The sequence below is a fragment of the Brevibacillus sp. FIR094 genome (genome assembly GCF_050477165.1).
Classification (GTDB): Bacteria; Bacillota; Bacilli; order Brevibacillales; family Brevibacillaceae; genus Brevibacillus.
Genome location: NZ_JBEAES010000046.1, coordinates 12287 through 37951 on the forward strand (window position 1 = coordinate 12287; position 25665 = coordinate 37951).

The window sequence follows — 25665 nt, forward strand, 5'->3', positions numbered from 1 at the left end:
TTATGCATCATGTTCTGGTAATCGGAGCAGGAACCATGGGGACTGTTCACGCGAAATCGTATGCTGCCATGGAAAACGTCAAGCTGGTCGGGATCGTCGATATCCGCAGCGAGAGAGGAAAAGAGCTGGCAGCCGAGACAAAAACAGAATGGTTTGAAAGCTATGAAGAGGCTATAGAAAAACTGGCGCAGGTTGACATCGTAGACGTGTGTTTACCTACGTACCTGCATAAAACCTATGTAAAGAAGGCTGCGGATGCGGGCAAGCATGTCATTTGCGAAAAGCCGTTGGCTCGTGATAAGGAAGAAGCTCGTTTTATCGTTGATTATTGTCGGGAGAAGAACGTCAAGCTGTTCGTCGGACACGTTCTTCGATTCTTCCCGGAATACGAAAAGTCCCGTCAGCTGGTTAATGACGGCGCGATTGGCAACGTTGGTGTGGCACGTACGTTCCGCGGTGGTATCTTCCCGACAGCCTGGAACGACTGGTACGCGGACTACAAAAACAGTGGCAGCCTTGTTTTAGATATGATCATTCACGATTTTGACTTTCTGCGTTGGTGCTTCGGGGATGTGGAGCGTGTGTACGCGAAAGGCTTGCTTGGCCGAGGTTTTGCTCGGATGGATTACGCACTGGTTACGCTTCGCTTCAAGAACGGCATGATTGCACATGTGGAAGGCTCGTGGGCACATGAAGGCTTCGCGATGAAAATGGAGCTGGCAGGCAAGGAAGGTATCATTTCCTACGACAGCTCGAAGGAAAAACCGTTAGTGGCGGTTAATCGCTCGAAACAAGCAGGCATGAGCGGAGTCGCAGTTCCGGAGAGTCCGTTGCGTGAAAACCCGTATTTCAGAGAACTGAAGCATTTCATCGAATGTATCGACCGTGATCTGGAGCCACTCGTGACAGCAGAAGACGCCGTGAAAGCGGTAGAAATCGCTCGTGCTGCGCTTGTGTCAATCGAAACGGGCAAACCCGTAACTTTGGTGTAGGAGGGGACTGGACATGAAACTCGGAATCATCAGTGTTGCACATATGCATGCATACAGCTATGCAAATGCGGTTGCGAAGTTAGATGGGGTTCAATTGGTCGGAGTAGCAGATGAGGATGAAGTGCGCGGAAAGACGGCGGCTGAAAAGTTTGGCGTTCCGTTTTTCACCGATTATCATGAGCTGCTCGCAACGGATATCGATGCGGTCATCGTCACCTCGGAAAATGCCAAGCACCAAGAGCATACGTTAGCGGCAGCGAAGGCTGGTAAGCATATCTTGTGCGAAAAGCCGTTGGCGACAACAGCAGAGGCTGCTCAAGAGATGATCGACTTTTGCCGCGAACAGGGCGTCATTTTGCAGACGGCATTCCCAGTGCGATTCCATCCGGCTGTCGTGCGAGCAAAGCAATTGGTGGAGCAAGGCAAGGTCGGACGTATCATGGCGATCCGGGGTACGAACCGTGGACAAAATCCTGGTGGCTGGTTCGTCGATCCGGAAAAATCCGGCGGAGGTGCAGTGATCGATCACACGGTTCACGTTGTTGATTTGATGCGCTGGTTCATGGACGCTGAAGTGCGTGAGGTTTATGCGGAGGTAGACAGCAAGTTTTCCGATACGCCGATTGATGATTGCGGCATTTTGACCATGGAGTTCGAGAATGGGGTATTCGCTACACTCGATTGCAGTTGGTCTCGCAACAAGGCATTCCCGACATGGGGAGACGTAACGATGGAAATTATCGGGACAGAAGGCACGATTTCGCTAGACGCTTTTTCTCAAAAGCTGGATGTCTATTCCAATGAAAAAGGCTTGAAGTGGGTCAACTGGGGCGATGACATGGACAGTCAATTGGTCAAAGATTTCGTCACCAGCGTGCGTGAAAAGAAAGCACCGTCGATTACGGGTGAAGACGGTTTGCGAGCGGTGGAAGTAGCACTCGCAGCTTATCAATCCGCTGAACAGAAGCAACCAGTCGTATTACGCTAGGACGGTGAATGACGCATGAGTGTACGTGTAGGCATGATCGGTGTAGGTGGAATCGGGCAGCATCATTTGAAAGGCTTGTTGACGGACGAAAGGGTAACGGTCGTTGCAGTGTGCGACGTGAACCAAGAGGCGGCTGCAGAGACTGCTGAGCGCATTGGGGCGCATGGCTACACCTCTTGGCGTGAGCTATTGGAGGCAGAAAAGCTGGATGCTTTATTCGTATGTGTGCCTCCTTTTGCACATGAAGAGATTGAGGAAATGGCAGCAGCGAAAGGCATTCATCTATTTGTGGAAAAGCCAATTGGGCTGGACATACAGAAAGTGAACGAAAAGCAAGCAGCGATTGAAAAGGCAGGGGTTATCGCCGCGACTGGCTATTGCCTGCGCTATCTCGATATCGTGCAGGAAGCCAAAGCGTACTTGGAGGGCAAGTCGATTGCACTCGTCCGCGGCCATTATTTGACCAAGTTCGTCACGACACCTTGGTGGAGGGAAATGGGTAAGTCAGGTGGACAGCTTGTCGAGCAGGCTACACATACGCTGGACATGATGCGGTATTTGGCGGGAGATATCGAGAAGGTCTATGCACAGATGGCCTTACTCGTCTCGTGTGACATTCCGAACATCGATATTCCAGACGTGACTTCCATCAGTATGGTGTTTCAGTCAGGGGCGCTAGGACATCTGGATACGTGCTTCATTCAGCAGGATCACCGTACGAATGTAGAAATCTTGGGCAAAGATTTCCGCGTCATGATCGACGGAAAGAAATTAGTGATCATGGATGAGCAGGGAACACGTACGAAAGAGAGCGTAGTGGATATGTATGTGGAGCAGGATCGGGCGTTTATTACAGCGATTTTGACAGGGGATCGCAGTGTGATTCTGTCGCCGTATGAATCAGCCAGAAAGACGCTAGAAGTAACGTTAGCAGCGAATCAATCGGCACAAGAAGGGAAGCCTGTCACTATTTTGAGAAAAGGGGAGTGAGCAACATGGCTTTTCAAAAGGGAATTAATGCGTGGTGCTTCCCAAAGGAAACGAGCGTGCAAGAAATGTTTCGCCAGGCGAAGGCGCATGGCTATCAAGGGGTAGAACTGAATTTGGACGAGGGAGATGCCCCCTTTCATCTAGAGATGACAGAGCAGGAATTAAAGGGCTTGGCGGACGAGGCTCGCGAACTAGGATTGGAGCTGCCAAGCGTCTCTACGGCCCTTTTATGGAAATATCCGTTGACACACAATGAGGAAACGATTCGCGAGCAAGGCATTCGTGTTGTCGAGAAAATGATAGAGGCGGCAAGCGTTTTTGGCTCACGGACTGTTCTCGTCGTCCCAGGACTCGTAACGGCTGAGGTGTCGTACGATACGGCCTACGAGCGGGCACGTGAAGCCTTGCAGCGCTTGGCAAAGAAGGCGGAGCAGCATCAGGTGTACATCGGGGTAGAAAACGTGTGGAACAAGTTTTTGCTCAGTCCACTGGAGATGGCCCGCTTGATCGATGAAGTAGAAAGTCCTTGGGTAGGCGCTTATTTTGATGTAGGCAACGTGCTGCAATTCGGTTTTCCTGAGCAATGGATTCGCATTTTGGGTAAGAGAATCCAAGCTATTCACGTCAAGGATTTCAAGACGTCGACAGGCAATATCACAGGTTTCGTTCCGCTGCTCGCTGGCGATATTCCATGGAACCGCGTGGTGGAAGCGTTGCGTGAGATTGGGTACGACGGCTACATCATTCCGGAAATCTCGCCTTATAGCCAGTTGCCTGAGCAATTGATCGCGCATACGTCCCAAGTGTTGGACGCCATTTTTCAATCGTGAATGGACAGCAAGGATGTGAAGCGTAAGATGAATCAAGACAAACCATATGCCATCGGGATTGATCTGGGTGGTACAAAGATCATAGCCGCGATCGTCGACCAGCATGGCAACATCCTCAGTCAGGCGATTGCAGCGACCCAAACAGAAGAGGCAGCGCAGGCAGTCATCGGTCGTATCGGTGATTTGGTGCAGACTGTCCTAGATGATAGCGGCATCCATCTCTCTCGCATTCGCGGGATCGGGATTGCAACTGCGGGAATTATTGATACGCAGCGCCAAATGGTCATTTTTGCGAGCAATCTAAACTGGAGCGATGTGCCGATCGGTGCGATGCTTCAGGAGCGGTTTGGCGTAGCCGTGCAATTGATCAATGATGCCAATGCAGCAGCGGTAGCAGAATGGGCGTTTGGAAGTGCACGAGGCACGAAAGACTTGATTTATGTAACGGTCAGTACGGGTGTTGGTGCTGGCATTATTAGTGGAGGACGGCTGATTACAGGTGTTGGCGATAGTGCCGGAGAGTTCGGGCATATTTCGATAGATCCCGAAGGGCCGTTGTGCGTGTGCGGGAATAGAGGATGCCTGGAAAATTACACGTCTGGGCTGGCTTTGGCAAGTAGAGCCAGGGAACAGCTTCTACAGGGTGTTACAAGCTCGTTGCTCGTTGAAAATGGGAATGACCTGAGCAGGATAACGGCTAGAGAGGTCGGAGAGGCAGCGGTTCGGGGAGATTTGCTCAGTATGACTTTGATGAAGGAAGCTGGTTATTATCTCGGGGTCGGGCTGACCAATCTGATCCATCTGTTCAATCCGCAGGTGATCGTCATTGGTGGCGGTGTGATGAAGAACGGACAGCTATTGCTAGCCGAAGCGAAGAACGTCATTCGCGAGCGCTCTATCTCTCGGATGGCAAACCAAGCGAGCATCCAGTTGACTACAATTGGAGCGGAAGCAGGTGTGCTCGGTGCTGCAGGCATGTATTATCCGTCCGAGCGTGAAATGGTTGAGGTATAACGGAATGAAAGTGTTAGAAGCCGATGTTTGGTAGACATCGGCTTTTTCCTGTTTCCTGTACAGTGCGAGTCATAGGAGCCTAGACCTAGATTCTATCTATTGGTAAAATATTGATTGGAAAATCTTCACATAATTTGATAGAGAGACTGACGGAGGGGTACCATGGCAGATGCCAAAACAGCAAAAGCAGCGAAGAAGCCTGGATTTTTCAAAGAACTCCTTACTTTTTTATTGGTAATTGCCATCATCCTCGGAATTGCCAGCGGTGCTATTTTCTATTTATCTGGGAAAAATCTTGATGATCTACTAGGATCGCGACCCGTAGCGAAAAAGGAAACGAATCAGTCTGCACCCGTAAGTCCGGTGTCTACAGGTCAGGAAGCGGGCACAAATCAGCAGTCGAATGCTGTACCTGTTACGCCGGGGGGAAATAGTGCAACGGACGTGGCGATGCCAGCGGCTTACCCTGTTGAAACGGCAGGCCAACAAAGTAATGTCGTACAACCAGAACAACCAGCACTTCCTACCCAAAAGGGATCGCTCAAGGGTACGATTACTTGGCAGTATAACGATTTTGTTGGGACGAAGCCGGATGTGAATGCAAGGATTCTGCTCATTCGTACAGATTTTGATAAAAATACGATTACCGATGTAGAAGAGGGGGTATTTGCTATAGGTTTAGCTCCAAAAAACTCGGGATTATTCGCAGTAAAAGCAAATGGATATGGAAACTACGAGATTGGTAACTTACCGGTGGGAGAATACCACATCATGGTCGTATCCGAACAAACTACTCGCAACATTGACCTGCCTGTGGATGAATATCCCATAACTAAATTGAAACCATACATACAAAAATGGGATGCATTTTTATCGTTGAGTCTAATGGATAAGAAATATCAGGTTTCTACCATTACAATCGAAGAAGGTCAAACACTCGATTTTAGTCACGATTTTGGGAACACGTACTTTTAATGAGTGTTTTGGCCTTTAGACTCATAGGGTTTTCCACCGCGATTCATGTATCATAAAACCATGGCACGTTTTGGCAGGAAAAACAGGTCAAACGTAATAGAATTTGTGGGCAAAGGGGTCGCAGCATGAAGGGAAAAAACAAAAGCATCATGATCGTCATGGCTCTGGTCATCGTCGCATTGCTGGGATACGCAGGCTATCGTTTCTTTGGTCCTGTGACACTGGCGGAAGGGTATTTGTACGAAGACGATACACGCATGCTATACACGAGTGTCACGGTGAATAACGAGAAAGTAAACGTTGAATTGAAGGATTCCATCGTGGAAACAGAAGACAGCATCCCTGTTCTGAAAACCGAGTCGATCTTGCTTGCGGGAACGCTGGATGGGGAGCAGCTGACTCTCAAAAATCCGGCAACTGGTCAGGATATCATCGGCACAGTGAAGGGGGATGAGCTCCAATTTGACGGCCTACTTATGGAAGAGAATAAGGGACTGACGAGCTTTGTTGCCACAAACAAAAGTGCGTACGAAAGCAAATTGGCGACATTAACCAAGCGGACCAACGAGGAAGCGGAAGTAAAAAAGAAAGAAGTAGCAGAACAAAGAGTCAAAGAAGCAGCACGTGTCGACTTCGCCAAAAAAGTAGAACAGACAGGAAAGCTAGAGGCTGATCTGATTGAAACGGCAAAGTATTTGGACGAGCTGCAATTTACGGATGAAGCGCAGTTTTCAAACGATCAAATAGCGGAGCTGCAAAGACTATTGGAAGAGATTCGTACCTATTCGGTGCAGCCAGGCTTGAGCAAGATGGAATTCGAGGTCATGCAAGGAACGCTGGGCAGTATGAAGGTGTTGGTCGATGGGATGAACACGATGGATGGCTCGATCCAGGATAAAAACAAAAACATGCAGGAAATGATCGCCATCATGGAGACCGACATGAAGAATATCCAAACGATATGGGCGGAAATCAAAGCGAGCGTGCCAGATGCCGAGAAACGGGAAAAAGCCATCCATGCGGCAGTCAAGACGGCGACTGATTCTATCACGCAGGCGAAGCAGCGCCAAGGCTCGGTAGACAAAAGCGGACAAGCTAAAGTGAAAGAAACCGCGAACAGTCTGTATCAACAAGCGGTGAATGTACGGAATCAGACAAAAGCAAAGTATGGTTTTTAGACAGGAACAAGGCTCTCATTCGAGAGCTTTTTCCTATTTGAGCACCCTTATCGTTTTCAGGTCGGAAAAATTGTATTATTCTTATAGTATTACTAAGAGATGATCATAAGGCAAATTTTCCAGGAGGAGTACGATGAGCGTCTACCAGAACATTACCGAATTGATTGGAAATACGCCGATTGTTCGACTGAGGCGCATGGTTCCTGAAGGAGCAGCAGAGGTTTTTGTGAAGTTGGAGAAATTCAATCCGTCCGGGAGTGTGAAGGACCGCGCTGCCTACAATCTGATTTTGACGGCTGAGCAAGCGGGAGTGATCCACCCGGGGGATACGATCATAGAGCCGACGAGCGGAAATACCGGAATCGGCTTGGCGATGAATGCCGCAGCAAAAGGCTATCGTGCGATTTTGGTCATGCCTGACAATATGTCGAAGGAACGGATCAATATATTAAAAGCGTATGGGGCAGAGGTTGTATTGACACCGAGCGAGCTGAGGATGCCGGGGGCGATTGCGAAAGCGCAAGAGCTGCAAAAAGAGATTCCGCGCAGCTTTATTCCTCAGCAATTCGAGAATCAGGCGAACCCGGACATCCATCGAACGACGACAGCTGAGGAAATTTTTGTGCAAACGAATGGTCGACTGGATGCTTTTGTCGCCACAGCTGGGACGGGCGGAACGATTACCGGAACAGGCGAAGCGTTGCAGGAAAAGCTCCCGGAGCTGTATATCGCTGTCGTCGAACCAAAAGGCTCCCCTGTTCTGTCTGGCGGAAAGCCTGGACCACATAAACTGGTCGGCACGAGCCCTGGTTTTGTTCCGCAAATCCTCAATACAAGCATTTATAATGAAATCATTCAAATCGCAGACGGAGACGCCCTACAAAGCATGCGGCAGCTTGCAGCGTTGGAAGGAATACTCGTCGGCCCTTCGTCGGGTGCCTCGGTCTTTGCTGCCATCACGATTGCTAAAAGGCTGGGAGTGGGTAAGCGGGTCGTTTGCATTGCGCCTGACACGGGGGAGCGGTATTTGAGTATGAATCTTTTCTAATTAGGAGAAAAGGCGATGAGCAACGAAAAACACGCGCTAATCATCGGTGCAGGCTTGAGCGGGCTTGCATCAGCGCTTGCCTTGAAGCAAAAGGGTTGGCAAGTGACGCTGTATGAGCAAGCAAAGGAGCATAAAGGCATCGGAGCTGGAATCGTTTTGGCTGCCAATGCAATGAAGGCATTGGATAAGCTGGGAGTTGGACAGGAAGTACGCGAGCTTGGGGCAGCCGTCCGTTCAGCAAGAATTCGCGACTGGAAGGGAAATTTGTTAGTCGAGCTGCCTGTCGCGGAACAAGCAGAACGGTACGGGGCTGACAGCTACTTGATTCATCGGGCTGATCTACAGCAGGCTCTATTGGCGAAAATCTCGACGCATGAATTGGTTTTAGGCAAGCAGTTCGTATCTTTTTCTCAAGAAGAAGAAAGGGTTCAAGCCGCTTTTGCAGATGGGTCAAGTACACCCGGGGCGATTCTGATCGGAGCGGACGGGATTCATTCTCATGTACGGAAGAGACTGTTCGGTGAAGAGTCGATGAGATACTCCGGGTACACCGCGATTCGCGGGATTGCTACTTACCAAGACCCTCGTTATCCACTGGAATCAGGAGGCGGCTTTGAAGCATGGGGCAGGGGGATTCGGTTCGGGTTTTCCCATATCGGCAACAATCGAATTCATTGGTTTGCCGCCATCAATGCACCTGAGGGAGAAAAAGATGGGCCGCTGGGGCGGAAGCGAGAGACTTTGCGCCGACTGGACGGCTGGTATGAGCCGGTACGAGCAGTGATTGAGGCGACAGAGGATACGGCCATCTTGCGGCACGATATTTACGACCGTACACCACTCAGGAGATGGAGTGAGGGCCGGGTGACATTAGTAGGCGATGCGGCACATCCGATGCTGCCGAATCTGGGGCAGGGGGCGGGTCAGGGAATGGAAGACGCTCTCGTGCTGGCCAGATGCTTGGCAGAAGCTAACACGGACTCGGCTCACGCTCTGTGCATGTATGAAGAGAAACGGAAGGAGCGGGCGAATGCGATTGTGAAAGGTTCCCGCTTGATGGGGGCAGTCACCCAGTGGGAAAACCCGTTGGCCATCGCGGCTCGTCATTTCCTGCTAAAAACGATCCCTGCCCGTATCCAGAGCAGAAGACTGGACTGGATTGTTGGACACGAGGTGTGAATACGGCGGCAGAAAAAAGGCAAGGAGCATGAGGCCCTTGCCTTTCAACGGTCCGCTTATTGATGACGCGCCTGATAGGCAAGCAACGCTGCAATGAATAACTGACCGGTTTGAATCATGGAGCGCTCATCGACATCGAATTTGGGATGATGATGCGGATACGTCGCCTGAATCTCCGGGTTGCGCCCACCGACCATGAAGAAGGTAGCGGGGCGCTCTTGAGCAAAGTAAGCGAAATCCTCTCCGCCCATGCCAGGTGGAATTTTCAATACGCGCTCCTCACCAAAAATACGTTTGGCTTCTGCTACAAAAAGCGGAGTCTCTGTCTCATCGTTCCAAGTAGCTGGGTAGCCGCGTTGGTATATGATTTCGCAAGTAGCGCCGACTGCCTGGCAACTGGCTTCCACGATACGTTTCAGAGATTGCTCGACAGCGACTCTCACTTCTTCGTCATACGTGCGGACGGTCCCCTTTAGTCTTACTTGATCAGGAATGACGTTGAACGCCTCGCCCCCGCCCACGAAGGAGCAAACTGACAGAACGACTTGTTTCAGCGGATCTACCTGACGGCTGGCAATCTGCTGCAAATTCATGACAACCTGACTGCCCAATACGATTGGATCAACGGAGGTATGAGGATAAGCACCGTGTCCGCCTTTTCCGTACAAGACGATCTCGAAGCTGTCTGCTGCTGCCGTAATGTAGCCATGACCGATCCCGACCGTGCCTACGGGAAGCTCGGAGGCGACGTGCGCGCCATACACGACATCGACTCCTTCGAGGCAACCCGCCTCAACCATGGCTTTGGCGCCACCAGGTGGCAACTCTTCCGCGAACTGATGCAGAAATACCACATTTCCTGGGAGCTCGTCGCGGAACTCGCTCAACACTTGGGCGACTCCCAAAAGTCCGGAAGTATGTATATCGTGACCGCAGGCGTGCATGACTCCTGGAATGCGGGACTTATACGGTACTTCTTTTTCATCTTGAATGGGCAAGGCATCGAAGTCAGCGCGCAACGCAACTGTTTTTCCTGGCTTTCCACCTCTCAAGAGACCGACAACACCCATGCCGCCTACACCGGTTTGTACTTCTATTCCAAAAGAAGCCAGCTTGTCCGCAACTTTCTTCGCTGTGTTTTCCTCCTGAAAGGAAAGCTCGGGATACATATGCAAATCACGTCTGAATGAAACAAGCTCTGGATAAATCTCCTGCAGTCGGGCAAACCATTTTTCTTCCATCGAACCCACTCCTTTTTCCTAGGGAAAGAGATTGGTATTTCGTATTCGCTTTATTATAAAAATATTCCGAATCATAATTCAATGTATGATTTCGAGAACTATAATGAAGCTGAATTCATAATATGTAGACATTTCCAGTAGAAATCTCTAGAATATTAGAGAGACATGTTCAAAAGGTCGTGTTTTTAGTACAGATGGATTGAGGAGATTATGACGAGTTCACACCCAAAAAATCCTAGAGTACTACTCATTATGCTCGTTTCAGGTATCCTTGTTTTGATCTTGACTTGTGTAAGCATCGCGATTTCCTATTTCAATACGATTCAATCCGTCCGACTCTCCATTGCGAATCAAAGCATGAAAGCTGCTTCTGCGGTAGCGGACATTCTAGATGTTGACGCGTACCAAGAGTTTTTACGAAATCCGGTAAAAGAGACCCCTGCCTATGAACGAATCGAACAGCAATTGAATCAAGCGCGTGAGCAGTTCGGTCTGCTGTATTTATACACGATTCAAATCAACGAAGACAGGCAGAGTGGTCGCGCGATGATCGTCGCAAGGCCTCCAAATGCGCAGCAAAATTTTGATATCGGTATTCCTATTGTTCTATCTTCTGAGCACATTCAAATGATTTACGAAGGATCATCAGCGTACTACTCAGATATTATCAGAGATCCAAATTACGGGGTCTACATGTCTGCGGGCGCGCCGCTTAGAGATAGAGATGGGAGAATCATCGGAATCATCGGAGTAGATACGGACGTAGCCATCATCGAGGACATTGGAAATGATGTCGTTCGTAGCAGCATTCCCGTTTTTGCGATTCAAGGTTTGTTTGTCGTCGTACTGATCTTCCTGGTTCTTTGCATGGAACGCTGGTACCAACGCGCTATCAAGGCAGCAGTTGGCGAGACGGAAGAAACCTATCAGGATGAATTGCGCTCAGTCATTTGCTCGATGCGTTCTATACGCCATGATTTCGTCAATCACATGCAAGTGCTGTACGGATTGATCGAATGCGGATATTATCCAAAAGCACGAGATTACGTGCAGTCGCTGCTGAAAGAAACCAAGCTTCTGGACCTCACTGTGAGGTTTGCGAATCCTGCCTTAATGGTATTGCTTCACACCAAATGGGAGCAGGCTAAATCCAAACAAATCGTGATGCAATTTGAAGAATGTTCTGATCCTATGGATAGTATTCCTTCCGTTGATCTGATCAAAATTTTATCGAATCTGATTGATAATGCGATTGAAGCGGCTGAGTTAGCGGATGGGGAAAAGCGAATCAGCATTTATTTTTGCTGTGATGAAGAACACATTATTTTCCAAGTGGAAAATACAGGACCGGAAATAACGGCAGAACAACGTGCACGTATTTTCGAGAATGGCTATACAACGAAAACAGAGAAAAAAAGTGGCTCGCGTGGAACGGGTCTGACGATCGTAGATGCAGTTGTTCACAAGTACAAGGGGAAAATTGAGGTTTGGTCCGAACGGGGAATCACGAGATTTACCGTCCGGTTGCCAGTGAAATAGGCAAGTAACGAAAACGATTCTAGGATGATAAGAAAAAGCCGTCAACGATTTGACGGCTTTTTGCTTTTGCGAGTCGCTATGCATTTTGTCCTGGCGCATGCTGCGCTACTTGACTTTCCTGTGCTTGAAATGGACGTGAGATCGAGTAAAAGGCAAACCCGAACGAAAGCAGGACGAACACTGCTCCAACCCAAGGCGTGTAGATGACAGATGACCGCTCGACGACGAGACCGCCAGCCAGAGAGCCAAGGGCGATACCTAAATGCTGGGCAGAAGTATTCAAGCTTAATTGAATGTCTGCGGTAGCAGGGGAGCAGGAGATCAAATAGTTTTGCTGTGCTGGCGAAATTGCCCAGCTAAGCGCACTCCAGATTACCATGATAGGTAAGAACAAATAAAGCGAACCTGTAAAAAACGGCAAGACACACATGATCAAGCCAAACACTGGGATGATGAACAGAATGCTCTTGGTTGCTCCCCATTTGTCTGAGATCCAACCGCCAATACCACCGCCTGCAACGGCAGCAATTCCGAAAATGAGATAAATCCAGCTCAGTGTCGTTCCGTCCACATTCATCGTCGTTTGCAGATAAGGAGTAAAGTATGCATACAGCGTCAAGTGACCTGTCAGCATTAACAAGACGATAAACAATGCACTGAATAGCTTGCCGCTACGGAGGGTAGTCATTTGATCACGCAGCGGGATCGGCGGTGCAGTTTGAACTTTTGGCAAAAACAAGAGGATAAAGATCATTGCAACGATACTCAGAACCGCAATTAGCCAAAACGGGGCACGCCATCCGAAGGCATTCCCCAGAGCCAATCCGACCGGGACGCCGAGTACGAGAGAACCGCTAATCCCCATGAAAATAACACCAATGGCACGGCCGCGATAAGCAGGTTCCACAAGACTCGTTGCAATCGTAATCGACAGCACAATCAGGATGGAACTACTTGCAGCGCTAAAGATGCGCGCCGTCATTAATACAGCGTAGCTCGGACTAAGTGCCGCGAGAACATTACTCAGGAAAAACGCCGCTAATGCATACAAGTATAGCTTTTTACGCTCGACACGCCTCGTAACATGCAGGAGCAGAGGAGCCGCAACAGCAAAAGCCAGCGAGAATATGGTGATTAATTGTCCGGCAGCGCTAATCGATACCTGAAGATCACGAGCAATCAGATCGAGTGTACCACCGATAATCAATTCCACCGTACCTACAACAAAGGTAGCAATCGCTAAGATGAAGACACGTGGATTCAAAACAATAGCTCCTCTCAACTTAAAAGGTTACTACCATGATAGTAACCTTTTTGGTCTTGTGCAACTAGAAATTTCTCCATACAAACAGAAAGGACTCTGGCCAAAAGCCAAAGTCCCGGGATTGTCAGTAGCGGAGGCGGATGATCATCTTGCGGATTTCTTCATCGTCAAACAGTTGATCCACATATTTTTGGGTGATTTTTGTCAGCGCGACATCGTGGTAAAAAGAATCGGCAAAAAATTTGACGAACGGTTGACCGCGTGTCTTGATCGCATGCCAGCCCGTGTCCTCCTCGCCTGCAAAAATCATTTCATCTTGGTCCGCTACGATTAGCTGATAGCGCTCCAAGCCTTGATGCTCTTGCACGGGGATAAAGGAATGAACACAGGAGAGCTTGGTGTTAATCTGCCCGATGACCAAGGCTTCGATCTCCACCCCTTCTTTTTCTTTCATCTCCAGTAGGGGGACATACTCCAAAAAATCATTGGACCAGGCAGAGATGCGAATAGATCGTGTTGCTCGCTGGATCAATTGTTTGCATTCCGCGCGGATCGATTCGTCAACCTTCAGGCTCCAGACCCGGTCATCGCGTACGGTTTTATGAGAAAGGGAGCTGGTCAAATTTTTGACGTCTGTTTGAAATTGGCGGGTCAGCTTTTCTACCAGGCTGTCCAAAGGAAGGGCTGTATACCGCTTTTTCTTTTCCGATACGGTGTCAAGGACCATCCCCTTTTCTACCAGACGATTCAACACCTCGTAAATTTTTGCCTTTGGCACCCCCGAATGCTTCACGACCATTGCGGCATCGAGAGGCTCGCCGCTAGACGCCAACGCTTCATAAACTTTACTCTCATACAGAGAAAAACCAAATGTTTGCAGCATCAAAATCCTCCATGGAAAACACGCACATTTTTATTCGATCGTACCGATAATCGAGTTGTTTTGCAAGAAAGAGAGGGGGGCGAAAGAAATATCTGATAGAAAAATATCGAGTTTTTTCGACAAAATTCGCTAAATTTCTATGGGTCTTTAGACGGTAGACACGATGATTATATATCGAACTGATACCCTGTGAATAAATGATTAGCCGAAAATTCGGCACATATTGTAACTAGTTCGATAGCCTTATTGAGCAATTCTTTTTGAACGGGAAGTATTTTTTGTCGAAGAAAAGAATTTGGCAAAAATTACGTATCACGCAATAATTATGAATAGTCGGAATTGGGGGTTTGATTTTTCCGATGCATCACAAATAGATAGAAAAAGAGGGTGAACCGTAGTGAAGAAAGGCAAGAAGCTCTTATCCGTTTTATTTTCCTCCTCACTCGTGCTCAGTACTTTCGTGGCTGCACCTACAGTTGGTTTGGCCAAATCAAAAGAGGACAAGCATGATCTGCATGTAGACTTGTCCACTGTTAACCTGGAGCGACTGATTAAAGGGTTAATCGAGCAAGGAATCATTGATGAAGACGCCGATCAGGAAGAGATTGACGAGGCGTTGCTGGAGTACTTCGAAGACAAAAAAGTACCGCATGGCATTGATGAATCGTCCTCTTACGGTAAGGAAGCGAGCAGAGGACAGCAGGCAGCATTGGCTGAGGCTGTGCAGAAAGTGGCTGAGATGGAGGAGGGCGATGAAGTACGCTCTTCCAAACGTCTACATACCGATAATATCGTTGTCGCTCTTATCGAGTTCCCTGACCGGGAGCATAACCAGTTACCAAAAGTGAGTGACTCGCTTTGGACAGAAGACTTCAACGAAAAGCACTATAAAGAGATGCTGTTTGATCAGAAGGGGTACGAAACTCCTGAAGGAATCGGCATGACAACAATGGCGAAATACTTCTATCTGCAATCGGGAAGATCTTGGACGGTTGACGGTGTGGTAACGCCATGGAAAATGGCAGAGAATGGCTACAAGTATTATGGAGGAAACTCCAAGGCCGGTGACGATTCCAATCCACGCGATCTCGTAATCGAGACGCTTGAAGCAGTTGGGGAATCCATTGCTGGGAAAGAGGAATTGTATGACCAGCGCGATCCGTATGACTTTGATGGTGATGGAGACTTGATGGAGCCAGATGGCAATCTGGACAACCTCATGCTCGTTCATGCAGGGATCGGAGAAGAGACAGGGGAAGACCCAGATGCGATCTGGTCTCACCGTTGGACCTTGAAAAAACCAGTGGATATTCCAGGCACAAGCCTCAAAGCGTTTGATTACATGATCCAGCCTGAAGATGGCGCACCAGGTGTGTTCACCCACGAATACGGACACAATCTCGGTTTGCCAGACTTGTATGACACCTCAAGATCCGGAAAAGATTCGCCAGTAGGCGCTTGGTCCCTCATGTCGTCCGGCAGCCATACAGGTAAAGTCTTCCAAACGGAACCTACAGGCCTTGATCCTTGGTCCAAAATGGTTCTGCAACAAATGTTTGGCGGCAACTGGATTGCTCCGACTGTTCTGGACTACAAGGATGTAGAAAAACGCAAGAGAACCGTTCCGCTCATTGATGCGAGCAGTACCGAGAAAAGTGGAAAAGTCGTCAAGCTGAATATGCCGAAAGTTGAAAAGAAACCGCCGGTTGAGCCAAAAGACGGTGGATACGCATACTTCTCGGATGAAGGCAACAAACTGAACACCAAAATGACTTCCGATGTGATCGATTTGACTGGGGTTAGCTCCGCAACGATGAAATTCGATTCATGGAGAAGCATTGAGGAAGGCTATGACTACCTGAACGTCAATGTGATTGATGCGGATACAGGTGAGAAAAAAGAAGTGCAGAAATTCGATGATGTAACAAAAGGCTGGGACAAAGAAGAAATCAGCCTGAATGAGTTTGTCGGCAAAAAAGTGCAAGTTGAGTTTAACTATGTGACAGACGTTGCTTTCGTATTGGACGGCTTCTATCTCGATAACTTTGAAGTAGAGGCAGATGGACAAGTCATCTTCGCGGATGATGCAGAGGGTGAGAAGAAGTTCAAATTGGATGGCTTCGTCCACTTCGATGGAAAAGGTAAAATGTACGATTCGTACTACCTGGTTGAACTGCGCTCTCACGAAGGAATTGACGCTGGACTGAAGTACTTCCGCCGCAACGACTCCTTCTTCACGTATGATCCAGGTATGGTGATCTGGTACTTTGATGGTCGCTACGAAAGAACACGTGATAACAATACGAGCCAGCATCCAGGCTATGGCTTGCTCGGTGTAGTAGATGCCCATCAGGAAGTACGTTACTGGAACAATGATGAGGGTAACAAAAGCGCAATTGCAGACTCTCGCTATCAAGTGAACGATGCTGCGTTTAGCCCGAACAAAACATCCGGTATGGATCTGGATTACATCTATGGAACGATGGAATACGAGCCGTTGAAAGGCGTTAAAGAGTTTGACGACAGTGATGACTACTCGATGCCGGAAGTACCGGAAGTCGGAAAAATCCTGCAGCAAATTGGTTTGCAAATCAAACTGAAAAAAGTAGACAAAAAGTTTACGGAAGCTTCGGTTGAGTTCTCCATTGATAAAAAATAATGAATAAGCCAAAAGACGCCACACAGCGCCAAGCTGATGTTTGGCGTCTTTTTTACGTTTGGTTAGGAAAATAGCGAAAAAAAAGATCGAGAAAGGCGTGAAGCACCTCAGACTTCTCGTCTTTTCGATAGGCGATACCTGCATCCAGGCGAATGGCCACATCGGAAAGCTCGCGAAATACAACAGACTTTTCATGAAAAGGCATCAATGGCCCCAAGGATACGCCCATTCCAGTTGAAACTAGCTGGATGACTGTCTGTAAATCATGGGTTTCTACTGTAATGTTTGGGGAAAAGCCCGCTTGCTGACAAATTTTTGTCACCGTATCATAAAAACCCGGCCCTATTATCCGAGGGGTAATGATAAAAGACTCGTAAGCCAAATCCGCGATGTGCAGCGGCTGTGTGTCTTGAGCCAATGGGTGCTCCTTCGGCAAAATAGCACCGATAACAGGGCGAAAATACGGTTTCACAATCAATTGCTCACTATTTACGGGAGGGGTAAGAAAGCCGACATCAATCTTTTTCTCGAGTAGCGCATTGACTTGTGCGGTCGTTCCCATTAACTGCATGCTCAGGCTAACAAGCGGATACTTTTTTCGATAGGCACGGACAATGGGCAAAAGATGATGGGCGGTCCCCGTGAAGCCAATCAAGAGCTTTCCTTGCTCGGCTCGTGCCGCCATACGTGCACTATCGCAGGCATCTTCGACCAGGTCGAGGAGCTGGTAGGCCTTTTCAAGAAAGGCCTTGCCTGCACTCGTCAATTCAACATGTCTGTTTGTTCGATAAAACAGGCGAACACCTATTTCATCCTCCAACTGCTGGATTTGTCGACTCAAAGGTGGCTGCGCAATATGCAAGCGCACAGCAGCCCGACTGAAGCTAAGCTCCTCTGCCAACGCAACGAAGTAGCGGATATGTCTGAGTTCCACGAGATCGCCTCTTCATTCAAATGATACTTTGTAGGTATTATTATACCTTTTTATAAATATTTCCGCATTTGGAAGCCCTTTTTTATACTAAGCGTGTAACGAGACAGAAGGAGGGCATTGCATTGAAGAACCAAATACGTGTAGCAAGTATCCGAGAGTGGATGGACGAAAAGGGAATGGCGGCAATGCTGTTAGCGAGTCCGAACAATCAGTTCTATGTGAGCAACTACAAAGCGATCATTTACTCACGTCCGCTTTTTTATGTGCTGGGAAAATCAGAGACGGCCTTTATCGTGCCAGGTTTGGAGGAGAAGCATGCACGCAGTTTAGCATCAGTCGATCAGCTTTTTGTGTATTATGAGCATCCGGAAATGGCACATAAAGGGACAGAACCAGTGGATCTATTGATGAGCTATCTGGGGAAGCCAGAAGCGGGGGCAAAGCTAGGTATAGAATTCAATACGATTCCGATCAAGCTGGCTAAGGCATTGGAGGCAGCTGGATGGGAATTGGTGGATGTCGCTTCTGAAATGCTTCAGCGACGAACGATAAAAGATGAGACAGAGCTACACTGGATGAGATATGCTGGAAAATTGGTCAGTAATGCGGTACGGGCTTCTCTGTCAGCGGTTCAACCAGGGGTATCCGAGTTGGAGGTGGACGATCGGGGGAGAAAGGCCTTGTTGCTTGAAGCAGCTGAGCAGTACCCGAAAGCTAATGTTTTTTTGAATGCTATCACACCTTCAGGGCTGGAACGTTCTTGATGCCGCATGTTTTTTCCGGCATGCGCAAGCTCGAAAAAGGTGATATTCTCATCCACACGCATCATGTATTATTCCAAGGATATATCGCGGAATGTGAGCGCACTTGCTTTGTACAGGAAGCGAGTGAACGGCAAAGGGCAGCATTTGGCGTGATGCAAAGGGCGCAGCAGGCTGCACTTGATGTAATCAAGGCGGGCGTTCCCATGTGTGAAGTAGACCGTGCAGCACGCAGCATCATACAAGAGGCAGGCTTTGGCGATTTCGCCATACACCGCTCAGGACATAGTATCGGACTCGATATTCACGAGCCACCATTCTTCCGGTTTGATGAAGAAGCTCTCCTTGAGGAAGGAATGGTTTTCACTGTAGAGCCAGGTTTTTACGTACCGGGTCTTGGCGGTTTCCGCCATTCGGATACAGTGATTGTTACTCGTGATGGTTATGAACTCATAACGGATGTCCCACGCGATTTGGATAGTATGATTTTGTAAAATAAATTTTTTTACGACAGGCCGCTGAGCACAGACTTGGCGGTCTGTTTTTGCTGGTCTAAGCTCGGCTACATCGAAATAGGCTATAACAATGAACGACAAGCTGCCCGATCTGATTGCGCGGAAGAAAGGCAACCTTTTGTACAGGCATAGGTATCGCGCCCGGCAGCAAGGGGGGATCAATCATGCTGCATATTGTTGCCTGCATTAAGCAGGTGCCGGACACCAAAATCATCAAGATGAATCCGAAGACGAATACGATGGATCGCGCAAGTGCGCCAGCTATTCTCAACCCGTATGATGCACATGCGGTGGAGGAAGCCGTTCGTTTGAAAAATCGATACGGGGGTGTGGTCTCCGTCGTCACCATGGGACCGCCGCCAGCGGTGAAGGCTATTCGGAAATGTATCGAGATCGGAGCAGACGCAGGCTATCTGGTAACGGATCGTGCATTTGCCGGAGCAGACACATTGGCAACTAGCTATGCCATTACCAAAGCCATTGAGAAGATTGCAGAAAGCCAGCCAGTCGACCTCGTCATTTGCGGGAAGATGACCATCGACGGAGATACGGGACAAGTCGGACCGGGTGTCGCCAGAAGGTTGGATATTCCGCCGCTTACGTGTGTGAAAAAAGTAGTGGAAATAAACAAAGAACAAGGTTACGCCATCGTGCATCGAAAGCTGGAGGATGGTTATGAAATCATTCAGTCGACCTTGCCTTGTTTGTTTTCCGTGGAGAAGGAGATTAACGAGGTACCTTATTCTCCGCTGCCCAACATGCTTCGAGCTGCTAGATATAATCCTGTTGTCTGGTCCGTCGATGACTTGGGGGATATCGATCGGACGCAATTAGGTCTGAAGGGCTCTCCTACCATCGTTGCAAAAGTTTGGCCCCCAGAGAAACCAAAGGGTGGCGAAATACTCGAAGGAAGCGCCAGTGAGCAAATCGCACGCTTGATGGAAATTTTGCACGATAAACAGCGACTGTTTCGGGTGAAGGAGGAGCAGATATGAATCTGGATGATTTTCGTGGCATCTGGGTGTTTTTAGAGGTGAGTGACGGCTGTATCGCCCCTGTATCACTCGAGTTGCTGGGGGCGGGAAGACAAATGGCTGACAAGCGAGACGTGCCGCTTGCTGGCTTATTAATTGGAGATGGAATCAAGGAATTGGCCCACACGGCGTTTCCATACGGTGCGGACCAAGTATATGTATACGATCACAAGATTTTTCATGACTACCGAACAGAGTCCTACATGCGAGCTGTTATCGAATGCGTTCAAAAGCACAAGCCGGAAATCATCTTGTACGGTGCGACTTCAACCGGAAAGGATTTGGCGAGCGCTGTCGCAACGGACTTAGAGACAGGGCTGACCGCTGACACGACCATGCTCGATGTGAACGCGGAGACAGGCTTATTGGAGGCAAGCCGCCCAGCGTTTGGCGGTAACATTATGGCAACCATTTTGTGCAAAAAACATCGACCGCAAATGGCGACTGTTCGTCCAAAAGTCATGAAAGCGCTAGAGCCAGACGAGTCACGTACAGGAGAGATCATAGAAGAAAGCATGGAGCTGTGTGAAGAAGACATTCGCACAAAAGTGCTGAAAATCGTCCGCGAGACGAAGGAAAAGGTGCGGCTGGATGAGGCTGATGTGATCGTCGCTGGTGGCAAGGGACTCGGAAGCAAGGAAGGCTTTGCACTTATTCATCGCTTTGCAGAACGAATCGGGGCAACCGTTGGTGCAAGCAGAGATGCGGTGGAAGCAGGCTGGATCGGTCATGAACATCAGGTAGGGCAGACGGGAGTGACTGTCACGCCCAAAATTTACTTTGCCATCGGCATATCGGGAGCTATCCAGCATTTGGTTGGCATGCGCAACTCGGGATTGATCATTGCCATCAATAAAGATCCGAATGCACTCATCTTCCAGTCTTGTCACTACGGCATTGTCGGTGATGCTTTTGAAATTGTGCCATTGCTCATTGAAGCATTCCAAAAGGAGCCGGACAAGGAGGTAACGTATGGCTGAGAAATTTGATGTAATCATTGTCGGAGCAGGCCCGGCTGGAACTGCTTGTGCGTATACGCTTGCCAAAGCGGGTGTAAATGTACTGTTGATGGAGCGCGGGGAATATCCGGGTTCCAAAAACGTCATGGGAGGTGTATTGTATCGCAAAACGATGGAAGACATCATCCCCGAATTTTACAAGGAGGCGCCTGTTGAACGTCCGATCGTTGAACAGCGGTTCATGATGCTCGACAAGGAATCAGCTATCAATTTTAGTTATAAAGGCATGGAATGGGCCCAGGAACCCTATAACAATTTCACAGTGCTGCGGGCGAAATTTGACCAATGGTTTGCAGATAAAGCCGTGCAGCAAGGAGCACTTTTGCTCAATGAGACCGTCGCTTTGCAGTGCATTGTTGAAAATGGCAAGGTAGTCGGTGTCAAAACAGATCGACCGGATGGGGACCTATACGCAGATGTCGTCGTCCTGGCAGACGGCGTCAACTCTTTGCTGGCGAAATCGTTAGGTTTCCACAAAGAGTTTCGCCCAGATGAAGTAGCGCTCGCTGTCATGGAAGTGCTGAAGCTGGATCGCAAAATAATCGAGGATCGCTTTAACTTAGAGGGCGATCACGGTTGTACGATTGAAATTTTCGGTGATTCGACGAAAGGGATTTTGGGGACGGCATGGTTGTATACGAATAAAGACAGCTTGAACATTGGAGTAGGAACGATGCTGTCAGGTCTGATCAAAAACAAGATCAAGCCGTATGAGCTGTTGGACTATGTAAAGAATCACCCGATGATTCGGCCATATATCCAAGGCTGTGAGCAGCAGGAATACTTGGCGCACCTGATTCCCGAAGGGGGATATCGTTCCATTCCCAAAGTTGTCGGCAATGGTGTACTTGTCGTAGGAGATGCAGCCCAGCTCGTCAATGCAATCCATCGAGAGGGATCGAATATGGCAATGGCATCTGGTGTCATGGCGGCGGAAACGATCCTGGCGGCAAAAGAAGCAGGGGACTATTCCGAAAAAATGCTCGACGGATATCGAATCAATCTGTTGAATAGCTTTGTCGGTCAAGATTTGAAAAAGTACAAGGACGCAACGCATCACTTTGAAAAATTCCCGCAGTATATCGAACAGTATATTCCGATGATGAACAAAGCGGCGAGTCAAATGTTCACGGTTGATGGCAGCTCGAAATGGAGTAAGCAGAAGAAAATCTGGAGCGACCTCGGCTCTGCGAAGGACAAATGGAAAATGGCGCGTGACTTGATGAATGCGTGGAGGGTGATGAAGTGATGCAGGATCTACCGAAGGGCCAGTCAATCGAGGAGAAACAGTACCTTGTGCGCTTCAAAGCGGATACGGAGTCACATCTGCATGTGCTCTCCGCAGATGTTTGTGCGACGCAATGCCCTGATAAGCTCTGTACGATCTTTTGTCCTGCGGAAGTATACAAATGGGAAGAAGTGCGGATGCACGTCGGTTATGAAGGGTGTCACGAGTGTGGGAGCTGCCGCATTGGTTGTCCGTACGAAAATATCAAATGGGTGTATCCGAAGGGTGGACACGGAATCATCTTTAGACTCGGGTAATGGGCGGCGATGAGCGGTGATACAAGTAGGCGATCTGGTCGTATATGTAAAGGATGGCGCAAAGGGAGTCGTCATTCATATTGAGGAGGACCGCTTCCAAGTAAAGTGGGAAGATGATTTTGTCAGCTGGGAGAAAAGGGAATGGTTGCTGCCCAGTTCAATGGAATATGGCGATCTTCAAAAACAGAAAGAACAGCGGGAGTAAATTCCCACTGTTCTTTTGTTATGAGTGAATTTGACCACTAGTTACGGACTGTATAAGGATACATCCGAGCAAAAGACCCCTCAATTCGAAAACAACCGAGAACTGGTTGTGGAGAAGCGAGCGAAACGATGAGATACGCGGCCTCCGGGTAATGACAGTAAGCAATATCTTCAGGTGACGGAATGGGAGGTGCAGTAGGGTGGGAGTGATAGATCCCGACCAAATGCTCCCCGCTCAACGCCATTTTGTGGAAAACGTGTTGAATCTGCTTGGGGTCCATGGCGAAGGCGACCGGGCTTTTCAATGTATTTTCCATACGCCAAACCGTCTGTGCACTCCCATTTCTACCGGAAAGCAATCCGCATGTTTCATTTGGCTTCTTTTCCAGGGAATCTCGGATGATTTCATCCCAGACTGCACGGGTCATGGAAAAGGGGGGCTCTAAAAGATTAGCCCTGCCAACGCCTGCCGCAGCAGCCTCCGCTCGTTCTAGTCTGGACGGACGGTTGCGGTTGGACTCTGTGAACCGGACCGGATTTTGGCAATGGTGATGGCGGCATTCTCGATGGACGCTGGGCAGGATGGACTTGATGTTGTTGACGTTGCTGATACAGTGCACGCATTTGTTCAGGTGTCATGGTTTTTCCTCCCTTACTGGACTGTATTATGTTGTATTCACGATAGTTTCACATGGTAACGGCTCTCGCACATTTTCAATTTTTCAACGAAACGGGTTGAATTCGTTGCCATTTTTGGAATAGGGCATCTGCATTTTTACTGGTGTGGAAGAGAGTTGTTGCGTGGAGGGATCGGAGCTTGGCATGAATTGCGTGCTTGGCTGGAATTGGGTGTTTGGCTGGAACTGAGTGCTTGGTTGAAATTGGGTATTATGCTGGAGTTGACTGAAGGCTTTATTGGTTCGGGCTTCTTTTTGCGTGAATTCTTTGATGATTTGCTTGTATTTTTCTTCGTTGTTCTGGAGTTCTTTCACCATGCTTTTGAGTCCAGTGATCGTCTTTTTCAACACTTGCTCTTGGGTTGTAAACTGCTCAATGGTTTTTTCTTTTTCTGTTAACAGAGAGTCGTATTTTTGGGTAGTTTTCTCCAGGACTTCGTTCCATTTATTTTTTTGAAGAGAGACGTTTGCGAGCTTTTCGTCGGTTTCCTTGGCTTGTTGCTGAAAAGCTTTGATACGATCCTGTGCCTCGGTTAATTTCTGTTGTGTATCTGTTAACTCCGACTGGAGACTCTTAACGGTGTTTTGTGTTTGTTGGATTTCTTCGTCGCGTTTTTGGATGCTTTGCTGCAATTCTTGCTCATGCAGGGAATGCGATTCGGCCAGCTTTTTATAGTCAGCGACGAGTTGATTTTTCATTAGCCGAGCTGCCTCAAGCTCAAGTAGAGCTTCTGTTAATTGCTGAGAAGTCTCTTCGTGCTTTGATGTCCAACTTTGTTCGAGATCTATTGCTTTTTGCAACATCTCATGGTGGGTAGCTTCTAGCTCTTGCTCTTTCGTGTGTAAATCTTGTTTTTGCGCTTCGAGTTCTTGCTCTCGGGTGTATCTATCTTGATTCTGCACTTGTAGCTCCTGCTCGCGAGTTTGCAAATCTTGTCTCTGGACTTGGATATCCTGCTCCTGAGAGAGAAGGGCGAATTCCAGTGTATTTAGTTCTTGCTCCCGAGTAAGCAACTCCTGTTCATGATTGCGTAAGGTATCCCCTTGAGCCTGAAGCTCCTGCTCTTGGTTTTGTAGCTCTTGATCTCGCGCGTTCATTTCCTGTTTCAGCGTGAGTAACTCTTGCTCGTGGGAGTGGATTTCCTGCTCATGTGAGAGAAGCTCCTGCCCGCGAAGCTGAAGTGCTTGCTCTCGGGATTGAAGCCCTTGTTCTTGAACCTGTAGTTCTTGGCTCTGGGCCAAAAGCGTCTGCTCCTGAGAGAGGTTGGCTTGTTCCCAATCCCGAAGCCCCTGTTCATGGGTCTTGAGTTCTTGTTCTTGAACCTGCAACGCCTGTGCATGAGCTTGTAGCTCTTTTCCTTGCACCTGCAGATCTTGTTCAAAACCGTTTAGTTCTTCTTCCCGTGCTTGAAGGTCTCGCGTCTGTGCGAGAAGTTCTTGATCTCGTGCCTGAAGCCCTTGCTCGAAAGTGAGCAGATCTCGTTCTTTCGTCTGGAGGTTTTGATTCTGAGAGAGAAGCTCTTGCCCGCGCGTTTGCAGCTCTTGTTCGAGAGTGTAAAGGTCCTGCTCTCGTGCTTGAAGGTATTGCGTCTGGGTGAGAAGGTCTTGCCCCTGAGCTTTGAGACCTTGTTCGAGGATTGTTAGTTCTTGTTCTTTTGTTTGGAGATCATCTGCTTGCGTTTGTAGTTTTTGCCCTTGTACTTGGAGATCTTGCTCAAAATTGAGAAGGTTCTGCTCCCGTACGTTGAGGTCTTGCGTTTGGGAATGCAGTTCTAACGCTTTGGATGTTAGTTGTTGTTCTTGCGTCTGAAGTTCTTGCTCGAGACCGTGAAGGTCCTGTTCCCGTGCATCGAGGTCTTGCGTCAGGGAGTGAAGCTCTAACGCTTTGGAAGTGAGCTGTTGTTCTTGCGTTTGCAAGTTTTGAGCTAGGGATTGAAGTTCTTGACCTTTCGCCTGAAGTTTTTGATCAAGACCGAGCAGGTGCTGCTCACGTGTTTGGAGGTCTTGCGTCAGAGAATGCAGATCTAGCTCTTTGGATTGAAGCACTTGGTCTTTCGTCTGAAGCACTTGTTCGAGAACGTGAAGGTCTTGTTCCCGTGCATCGAGGTCTTGCGTCAGGGAATGAAGCTCTAACGCTTTGGAAGTGAGCTGTTGTTCTTGCGTTTGCAAGTTTTGAGCTAGGGATTGAAGTTCTTG

Annotated in this window: 24 protein-coding genes and 1 pseudogene; 18 read left to right on the plus strand and 7 right to left on the minus strand. The window is 48.5% G+C overall.

Annotation, left to right across the window (positions count from 1 at the left end):
* Nucleotides 1-2 precede the first annotated feature (2 nt).
* The 9 genes from ACQ5DJ_RS26845 to ACQ5DJ_RS26885 all read left to right on the plus strand — a co-directional run bounded on the left by ACQ5DJ_RS26845 (nucleotide 3) and on the right by ACQ5DJ_RS26885 (nucleotide 9194).
* Nucleotides 3-992 (plus strand): Gfo/Idh/MocA family protein, encoded by a 990-nt coding sequence (locus tag ACQ5DJ_RS26845; RefSeq protein WP_429845103.1) that lies wholly within the window; start codon nucleotides 3-5, stop codon nucleotides 990-992.
* Between the two features lie 13 nt (nucleotides 993-1005).
* Nucleotides 1006-1980, plus strand: coding sequence for a Gfo/Idh/MocA family protein (locus ACQ5DJ_RS26850; protein WP_429845104.1), 975 nt, complete (start codon nucleotides 1006-1008; stop codon nucleotides 1978-1980).
* Nucleotides 1981-1995: 15 nt separating this feature from the next.
* Complete coding sequence (locus tag ACQ5DJ_RS26855; RefSeq protein ID WP_429845105.1) at nucleotides 1996-2970, plus strand: Gfo/Idh/MocA family protein; 975 nt, start codon at nucleotides 1996-1998, stop codon at nucleotides 2968-2970.
* A gap of 5 nt (nucleotides 2971-2975) precedes the next feature.
* On the plus strand, nucleotides 2976-3800 hold the full coding sequence (locus ACQ5DJ_RS26860; protein ID WP_429845106.1) for a sugar phosphate isomerase/epimerase family protein: 825 nt from the start codon (nucleotides 2976-2978) through the stop codon (nucleotides 3798-3800).
* A gap of 27 nt (nucleotides 3801-3827) precedes the next feature.
* Entirely contained in the window at nucleotides 3828-4814 is a 987-nt protein-coding gene (locus tag ACQ5DJ_RS26865) for an ROK family protein (protein WP_429845107.1), read from the plus strand.
* 162 nt (nucleotides 4815-4976) lie between these two features.
* On the plus strand, nucleotides 4977-5789 hold the full coding sequence (locus ACQ5DJ_RS26870; RefSeq protein ID WP_429845108.1) for a hypothetical protein: 813 nt from the start codon (nucleotides 4977-4979) through the stop codon (nucleotides 5787-5789).
* Nucleotides 5790-5914: 125 nt separating this feature from the next.
* A complete protein-coding gene (locus ACQ5DJ_RS26875; RefSeq protein ID WP_429845109.1) occupies nucleotides 5915-6967 on the plus strand; it encodes a hypothetical protein in 1053 nt (350 codons plus the stop codon).
* A gap of 133 nt (nucleotides 6968-7100) precedes the next feature.
* Complete coding sequence (cysK, locus tag ACQ5DJ_RS26880) at nucleotides 7101-8015, plus strand: cysteine synthase A (RefSeq protein WP_429845110.1); 915 nt, start codon at nucleotides 7101-7103, stop codon at nucleotides 8013-8015.
* A gap of 15 nt (nucleotides 8016-8030) precedes the next feature.
* Nucleotides 8031-9194 carry an FAD-dependent monooxygenase gene (locus ACQ5DJ_RS26885; protein ID WP_429845111.1) on the plus strand — a complete coding sequence of 388 codons (1164 nt, stop codon included), beginning with the start codon at nucleotides 8031-8033 and terminating at the stop codon, nucleotides 9192-9194.
* Between the two features lie 56 nt (nucleotides 9195-9250).
* Here ACQ5DJ_RS26885 and ACQ5DJ_RS26890 read toward each other — a convergent pair whose 3' ends face one another.
* Nucleotides 9251-10435, minus strand: coding sequence for an amidohydrolase (locus tag ACQ5DJ_RS26890; RefSeq protein WP_429845112.1), 1185 nt, complete (start codon nucleotides 10433-10435; stop codon nucleotides 9251-9253).
* Between the two features lie 210 nt (nucleotides 10436-10645).
* On the opposite strand from ACQ5DJ_RS26890, the gene ACQ5DJ_RS26895 reads away from it, so the two are divergent.
* On the plus strand, nucleotides 10646-11974 hold the full coding sequence (locus ACQ5DJ_RS26895; protein WP_429845113.1) for an ATP-binding protein: 1329 nt from the start codon (nucleotides 10646-10648) through the stop codon (nucleotides 11972-11974).
* 76 nt (nucleotides 11975-12050) lie between these two features.
* On the opposite strand, the gene ACQ5DJ_RS26900 is transcribed toward ACQ5DJ_RS26895, so the two are convergent.
* Nucleotides 12051-13238, minus strand: coding sequence for an MFS transporter (locus tag ACQ5DJ_RS26900; protein WP_429845114.1), 1188 nt, complete (start codon nucleotides 13236-13238; stop codon nucleotides 12051-12053).
* A 124-nt stretch (nucleotides 13239-13362) separates the two neighbouring features.
* Entirely contained in the window at nucleotides 13363-14121 is a 759-nt protein-coding gene (locus tag ACQ5DJ_RS26905; protein ID WP_429845115.1) for a TrmB family transcriptional regulator, read from the minus strand.
* A gap of 397 nt (nucleotides 14122-14518) precedes the next feature.
* On the opposite strand from ACQ5DJ_RS26905, the gene ACQ5DJ_RS26910 reads away from it, so the two are divergent.
* Entirely contained in the window at nucleotides 14519-16780 is a 2262-nt protein-coding gene (locus ACQ5DJ_RS26910) for an immune inhibitor A domain-containing protein (RefSeq protein ID WP_429845116.1), read from the plus strand.
* 52 nt (nucleotides 16781-16832) lie between these two features.
* On the opposite strand, the gene ACQ5DJ_RS26915 is transcribed toward ACQ5DJ_RS26910, so the two are convergent.
* Nucleotides 16833-17714 (minus strand): LysR substrate-binding domain-containing protein, encoded by an 882-nt coding sequence (locus ACQ5DJ_RS26915; RefSeq protein WP_429845117.1) that lies wholly within the window; start codon nucleotides 17712-17714, stop codon nucleotides 16833-16835.
* A 122-nt stretch (nucleotides 17715-17836) separates the two neighbouring features.
* On the opposite strand from ACQ5DJ_RS26915, the gene ACQ5DJ_RS26920 reads away from it, so the two are divergent.
* The 7 genes from ACQ5DJ_RS26920 (at nucleotide 17837) to ACQ5DJ_RS26950 (ending at nucleotide 22793) form a co-directional block, all read left to right on the plus strand.
* On the plus strand, nucleotides 17837-18478 hold the full coding sequence (locus ACQ5DJ_RS26920; RefSeq protein ID WP_429845118.1) for an aminopeptidase P family protein: 642 nt from the start codon (nucleotides 17837-17839) through the stop codon (nucleotides 18476-18478).
* The gene (locus ACQ5DJ_RS26925) at nucleotides 18478-18969 is read left to right on the plus strand and encodes a M24 family metallopeptidase (protein WP_429845122.1); all 492 of its coding nucleotides are present in this window, start codon (nucleotides 18478-18480) and stop codon (nucleotides 18967-18969) included. Before ACQ5DJ_RS26920 ends, ACQ5DJ_RS26925 begins: the two co-directional genes overlap by 1 nt.
* A gap of 185 nt (nucleotides 18970-19154) precedes the next feature.
* The gene (locus ACQ5DJ_RS26930) at nucleotides 19155-19985 is read left to right on the plus strand and encodes an electron transfer flavoprotein subunit beta/FixA family protein (RefSeq protein ID WP_429845119.1); all 831 of its coding nucleotides are present in this window, start codon (nucleotides 19155-19157) and stop codon (nucleotides 19983-19985) included.
* A complete protein-coding gene (locus tag ACQ5DJ_RS26935) occupies nucleotides 19982-21004 on the plus strand; it encodes an electron transfer flavoprotein subunit alpha/FixB family protein (protein ID WP_429845120.1) in 1023 nt (340 codons plus the stop codon). Before ACQ5DJ_RS26930 ends, ACQ5DJ_RS26935 begins: the two co-directional genes overlap by 4 nt.
* Entirely contained in the window at nucleotides 20997-22292 is a 1296-nt protein-coding gene (locus ACQ5DJ_RS26940; RefSeq protein ID WP_390233811.1) for an FAD-dependent oxidoreductase, read from the plus strand. Before ACQ5DJ_RS26935 ends, ACQ5DJ_RS26940 begins: the two co-directional genes overlap by 8 nt.
* Nucleotides 22292-22588 (plus strand): ferredoxin family protein, encoded by a 297-nt coding sequence (locus ACQ5DJ_RS26945; protein ID WP_007726971.1) that lies wholly within the window; start codon nucleotides 22292-22294, stop codon nucleotides 22586-22588. The genes ACQ5DJ_RS26940 and ACQ5DJ_RS26945 overlap by 1 nt, the downstream gene beginning before the upstream one ends.
* A gap of 16 nt (nucleotides 22589-22604) precedes the next feature.
* Nucleotides 22605-22793: a hypothetical protein gene (locus ACQ5DJ_RS26950; protein ID WP_392427349.1), complete on the plus strand. Its 189-nt coding sequence runs from the start codon at nucleotides 22605-22607 to the stop codon at nucleotides 22791-22793.
* A gap of 37 nt (nucleotides 22794-22830) precedes the next feature.
* On the opposite strand, the gene ACQ5DJ_RS26955 is transcribed toward ACQ5DJ_RS26950, so the two are convergent.
* From ACQ5DJ_RS26955 to ACQ5DJ_RS26965, 3 genes and pseudogenes are all read right to left on the minus strand, one after another.
* Nucleotides 22831-23220: a M67 family metallopeptidase gene (locus ACQ5DJ_RS26955; RefSeq protein ID WP_429845121.1), complete on the minus strand. Its 390-nt coding sequence runs from the start codon at nucleotides 23218-23220 to the stop codon at nucleotides 22831-22833.
* A gap of 22 nt (nucleotides 23221-23242) precedes the next feature.
* The gene (locus ACQ5DJ_RS26960; RefSeq protein ID WP_261376202.1) at nucleotides 23243-23431 is read right to left on the minus strand and encodes a hypothetical protein; all 189 of its coding nucleotides are present in this window, start codon (nucleotides 23429-23431) and stop codon (nucleotides 23243-23245) included.
* A gap of 83 nt (nucleotides 23432-23514) precedes the next feature.
* Nucleotides 23515-25665: pseudogene (locus ACQ5DJ_RS26965) on the minus strand (hypothetical protein); the annotation flags it as partial.

Excerpts from the sequence above, each read along its gene's own strand:
- ACQ5DJ_RS26845 (WP_429845103.1), top strand. The coding sequence starts at position 3 with ATGCATCATGTTCTGGTAATCGGAGCAGGAACCATGGGGACTGTTCAC.
- ACQ5DJ_RS26850 (WP_429845104.1), top strand. The coding sequence starts at position 1,006 with ATGAAACTCGGAATCATCAGTGTTGCACATATGCATGCATACAGCTAT.
- ACQ5DJ_RS26855 (WP_429845105.1), top strand. The coding sequence starts at position 1,996 with ATGAGTGTACGTGTAGGCATGATCGGTGTAGGTGGAATCGGGCAGCAT.
- ACQ5DJ_RS26860 (WP_429845106.1), top strand. The coding sequence starts at position 2,976 with ATGGCTTTTCAAAAGGGAATTAATGCGTGGTGCTTCCCAAAGGAAACG.
- ACQ5DJ_RS26865 (WP_429845107.1), top strand. The coding sequence starts at position 3,828 with ATGAATCAAGACAAACCATATGCCATCGGGATTGATCTGGGTGGTACA.
- ACQ5DJ_RS26870 (WP_429845108.1), top strand. The coding sequence starts at position 4,977 with ATGGCAGATGCCAAAACAGCAAAAGCAGCGAAGAAGCCTGGATTTTTC.
- ACQ5DJ_RS26875 (WP_429845109.1), top strand. The coding sequence starts at position 5,915 with ATGAAGGGAAAAAACAAAAGCATCATGATCGTCATGGCTCTGGTCATC.
- cysK (WP_429845110.1), top strand. The coding sequence starts at position 7,101 with ATGAGCGTCTACCAGAACATTACCGAATTGATTGGAAATACGCCGATT.
- ACQ5DJ_RS26885 (WP_429845111.1), top strand. The coding sequence starts at position 8,031 with ATGAGCAACGAAAAACACGCGCTAATCATCGGTGCAGGCTTGAGCGGG.
- ACQ5DJ_RS26890 (WP_429845112.1), bottom strand. The coding sequence starts at position 10,435 with ATGGAAGAAAAATGGTTTGCCCGACTGCAGGAGATTTATCCAGAGCTT.
- ACQ5DJ_RS26895 (WP_429845113.1), top strand. The coding sequence starts at position 10,646 with ATGACGAGTTCACACCCAAAAAATCCTAGAGTACTACTCATTATGCTC.
- ACQ5DJ_RS26905 (WP_429845115.1), bottom strand. The coding sequence starts at position 14,121 with ATGCTGCAAACATTTGGTTTTTCTCTGTATGAGAGTAAAGTTTATGAA.
- ACQ5DJ_RS26925 (WP_429845122.1), top strand. The coding sequence starts at position 18,478 with ATGCCGCATGTTTTTTCCGGCATGCGCAAGCTCGAAAAAGGTGATATT.
- ACQ5DJ_RS26930 (WP_429845119.1), top strand. The coding sequence starts at position 19,155 with ATGCTGCATATTGTTGCCTGCATTAAGCAGGTGCCGGACACCAAAATC.
- ACQ5DJ_RS26935 (WP_429845120.1), top strand. The coding sequence starts at position 19,982 with ATGAATCTGGATGATTTTCGTGGCATCTGGGTGTTTTTAGAGGTGAGT.
- ACQ5DJ_RS26940 (WP_390233811.1), top strand. The coding sequence starts at position 20,997 with ATGGCTGAGAAATTTGATGTAATCATTGTCGGAGCAGGCCCGGCTGGA.
- ACQ5DJ_RS26945 (WP_007726971.1), top strand. The coding sequence starts at position 22,292 with ATGCAGGATCTACCGAAGGGCCAGTCAATCGAGGAGAAACAGTACCTT.
- ACQ5DJ_RS26955 (WP_429845121.1), bottom strand. The coding sequence starts at position 23,220 with ATGACCCGTGCAGTCTGGGATGAAATCATCCGAGATTCCCTGGAAAAG.
- ACQ5DJ_RS26960 (WP_261376202.1), bottom strand. The coding sequence starts at position 23,431 with ATGACACCTGAACAAATGCGTGCACTGTATCAGCAACGTCAACAACAT.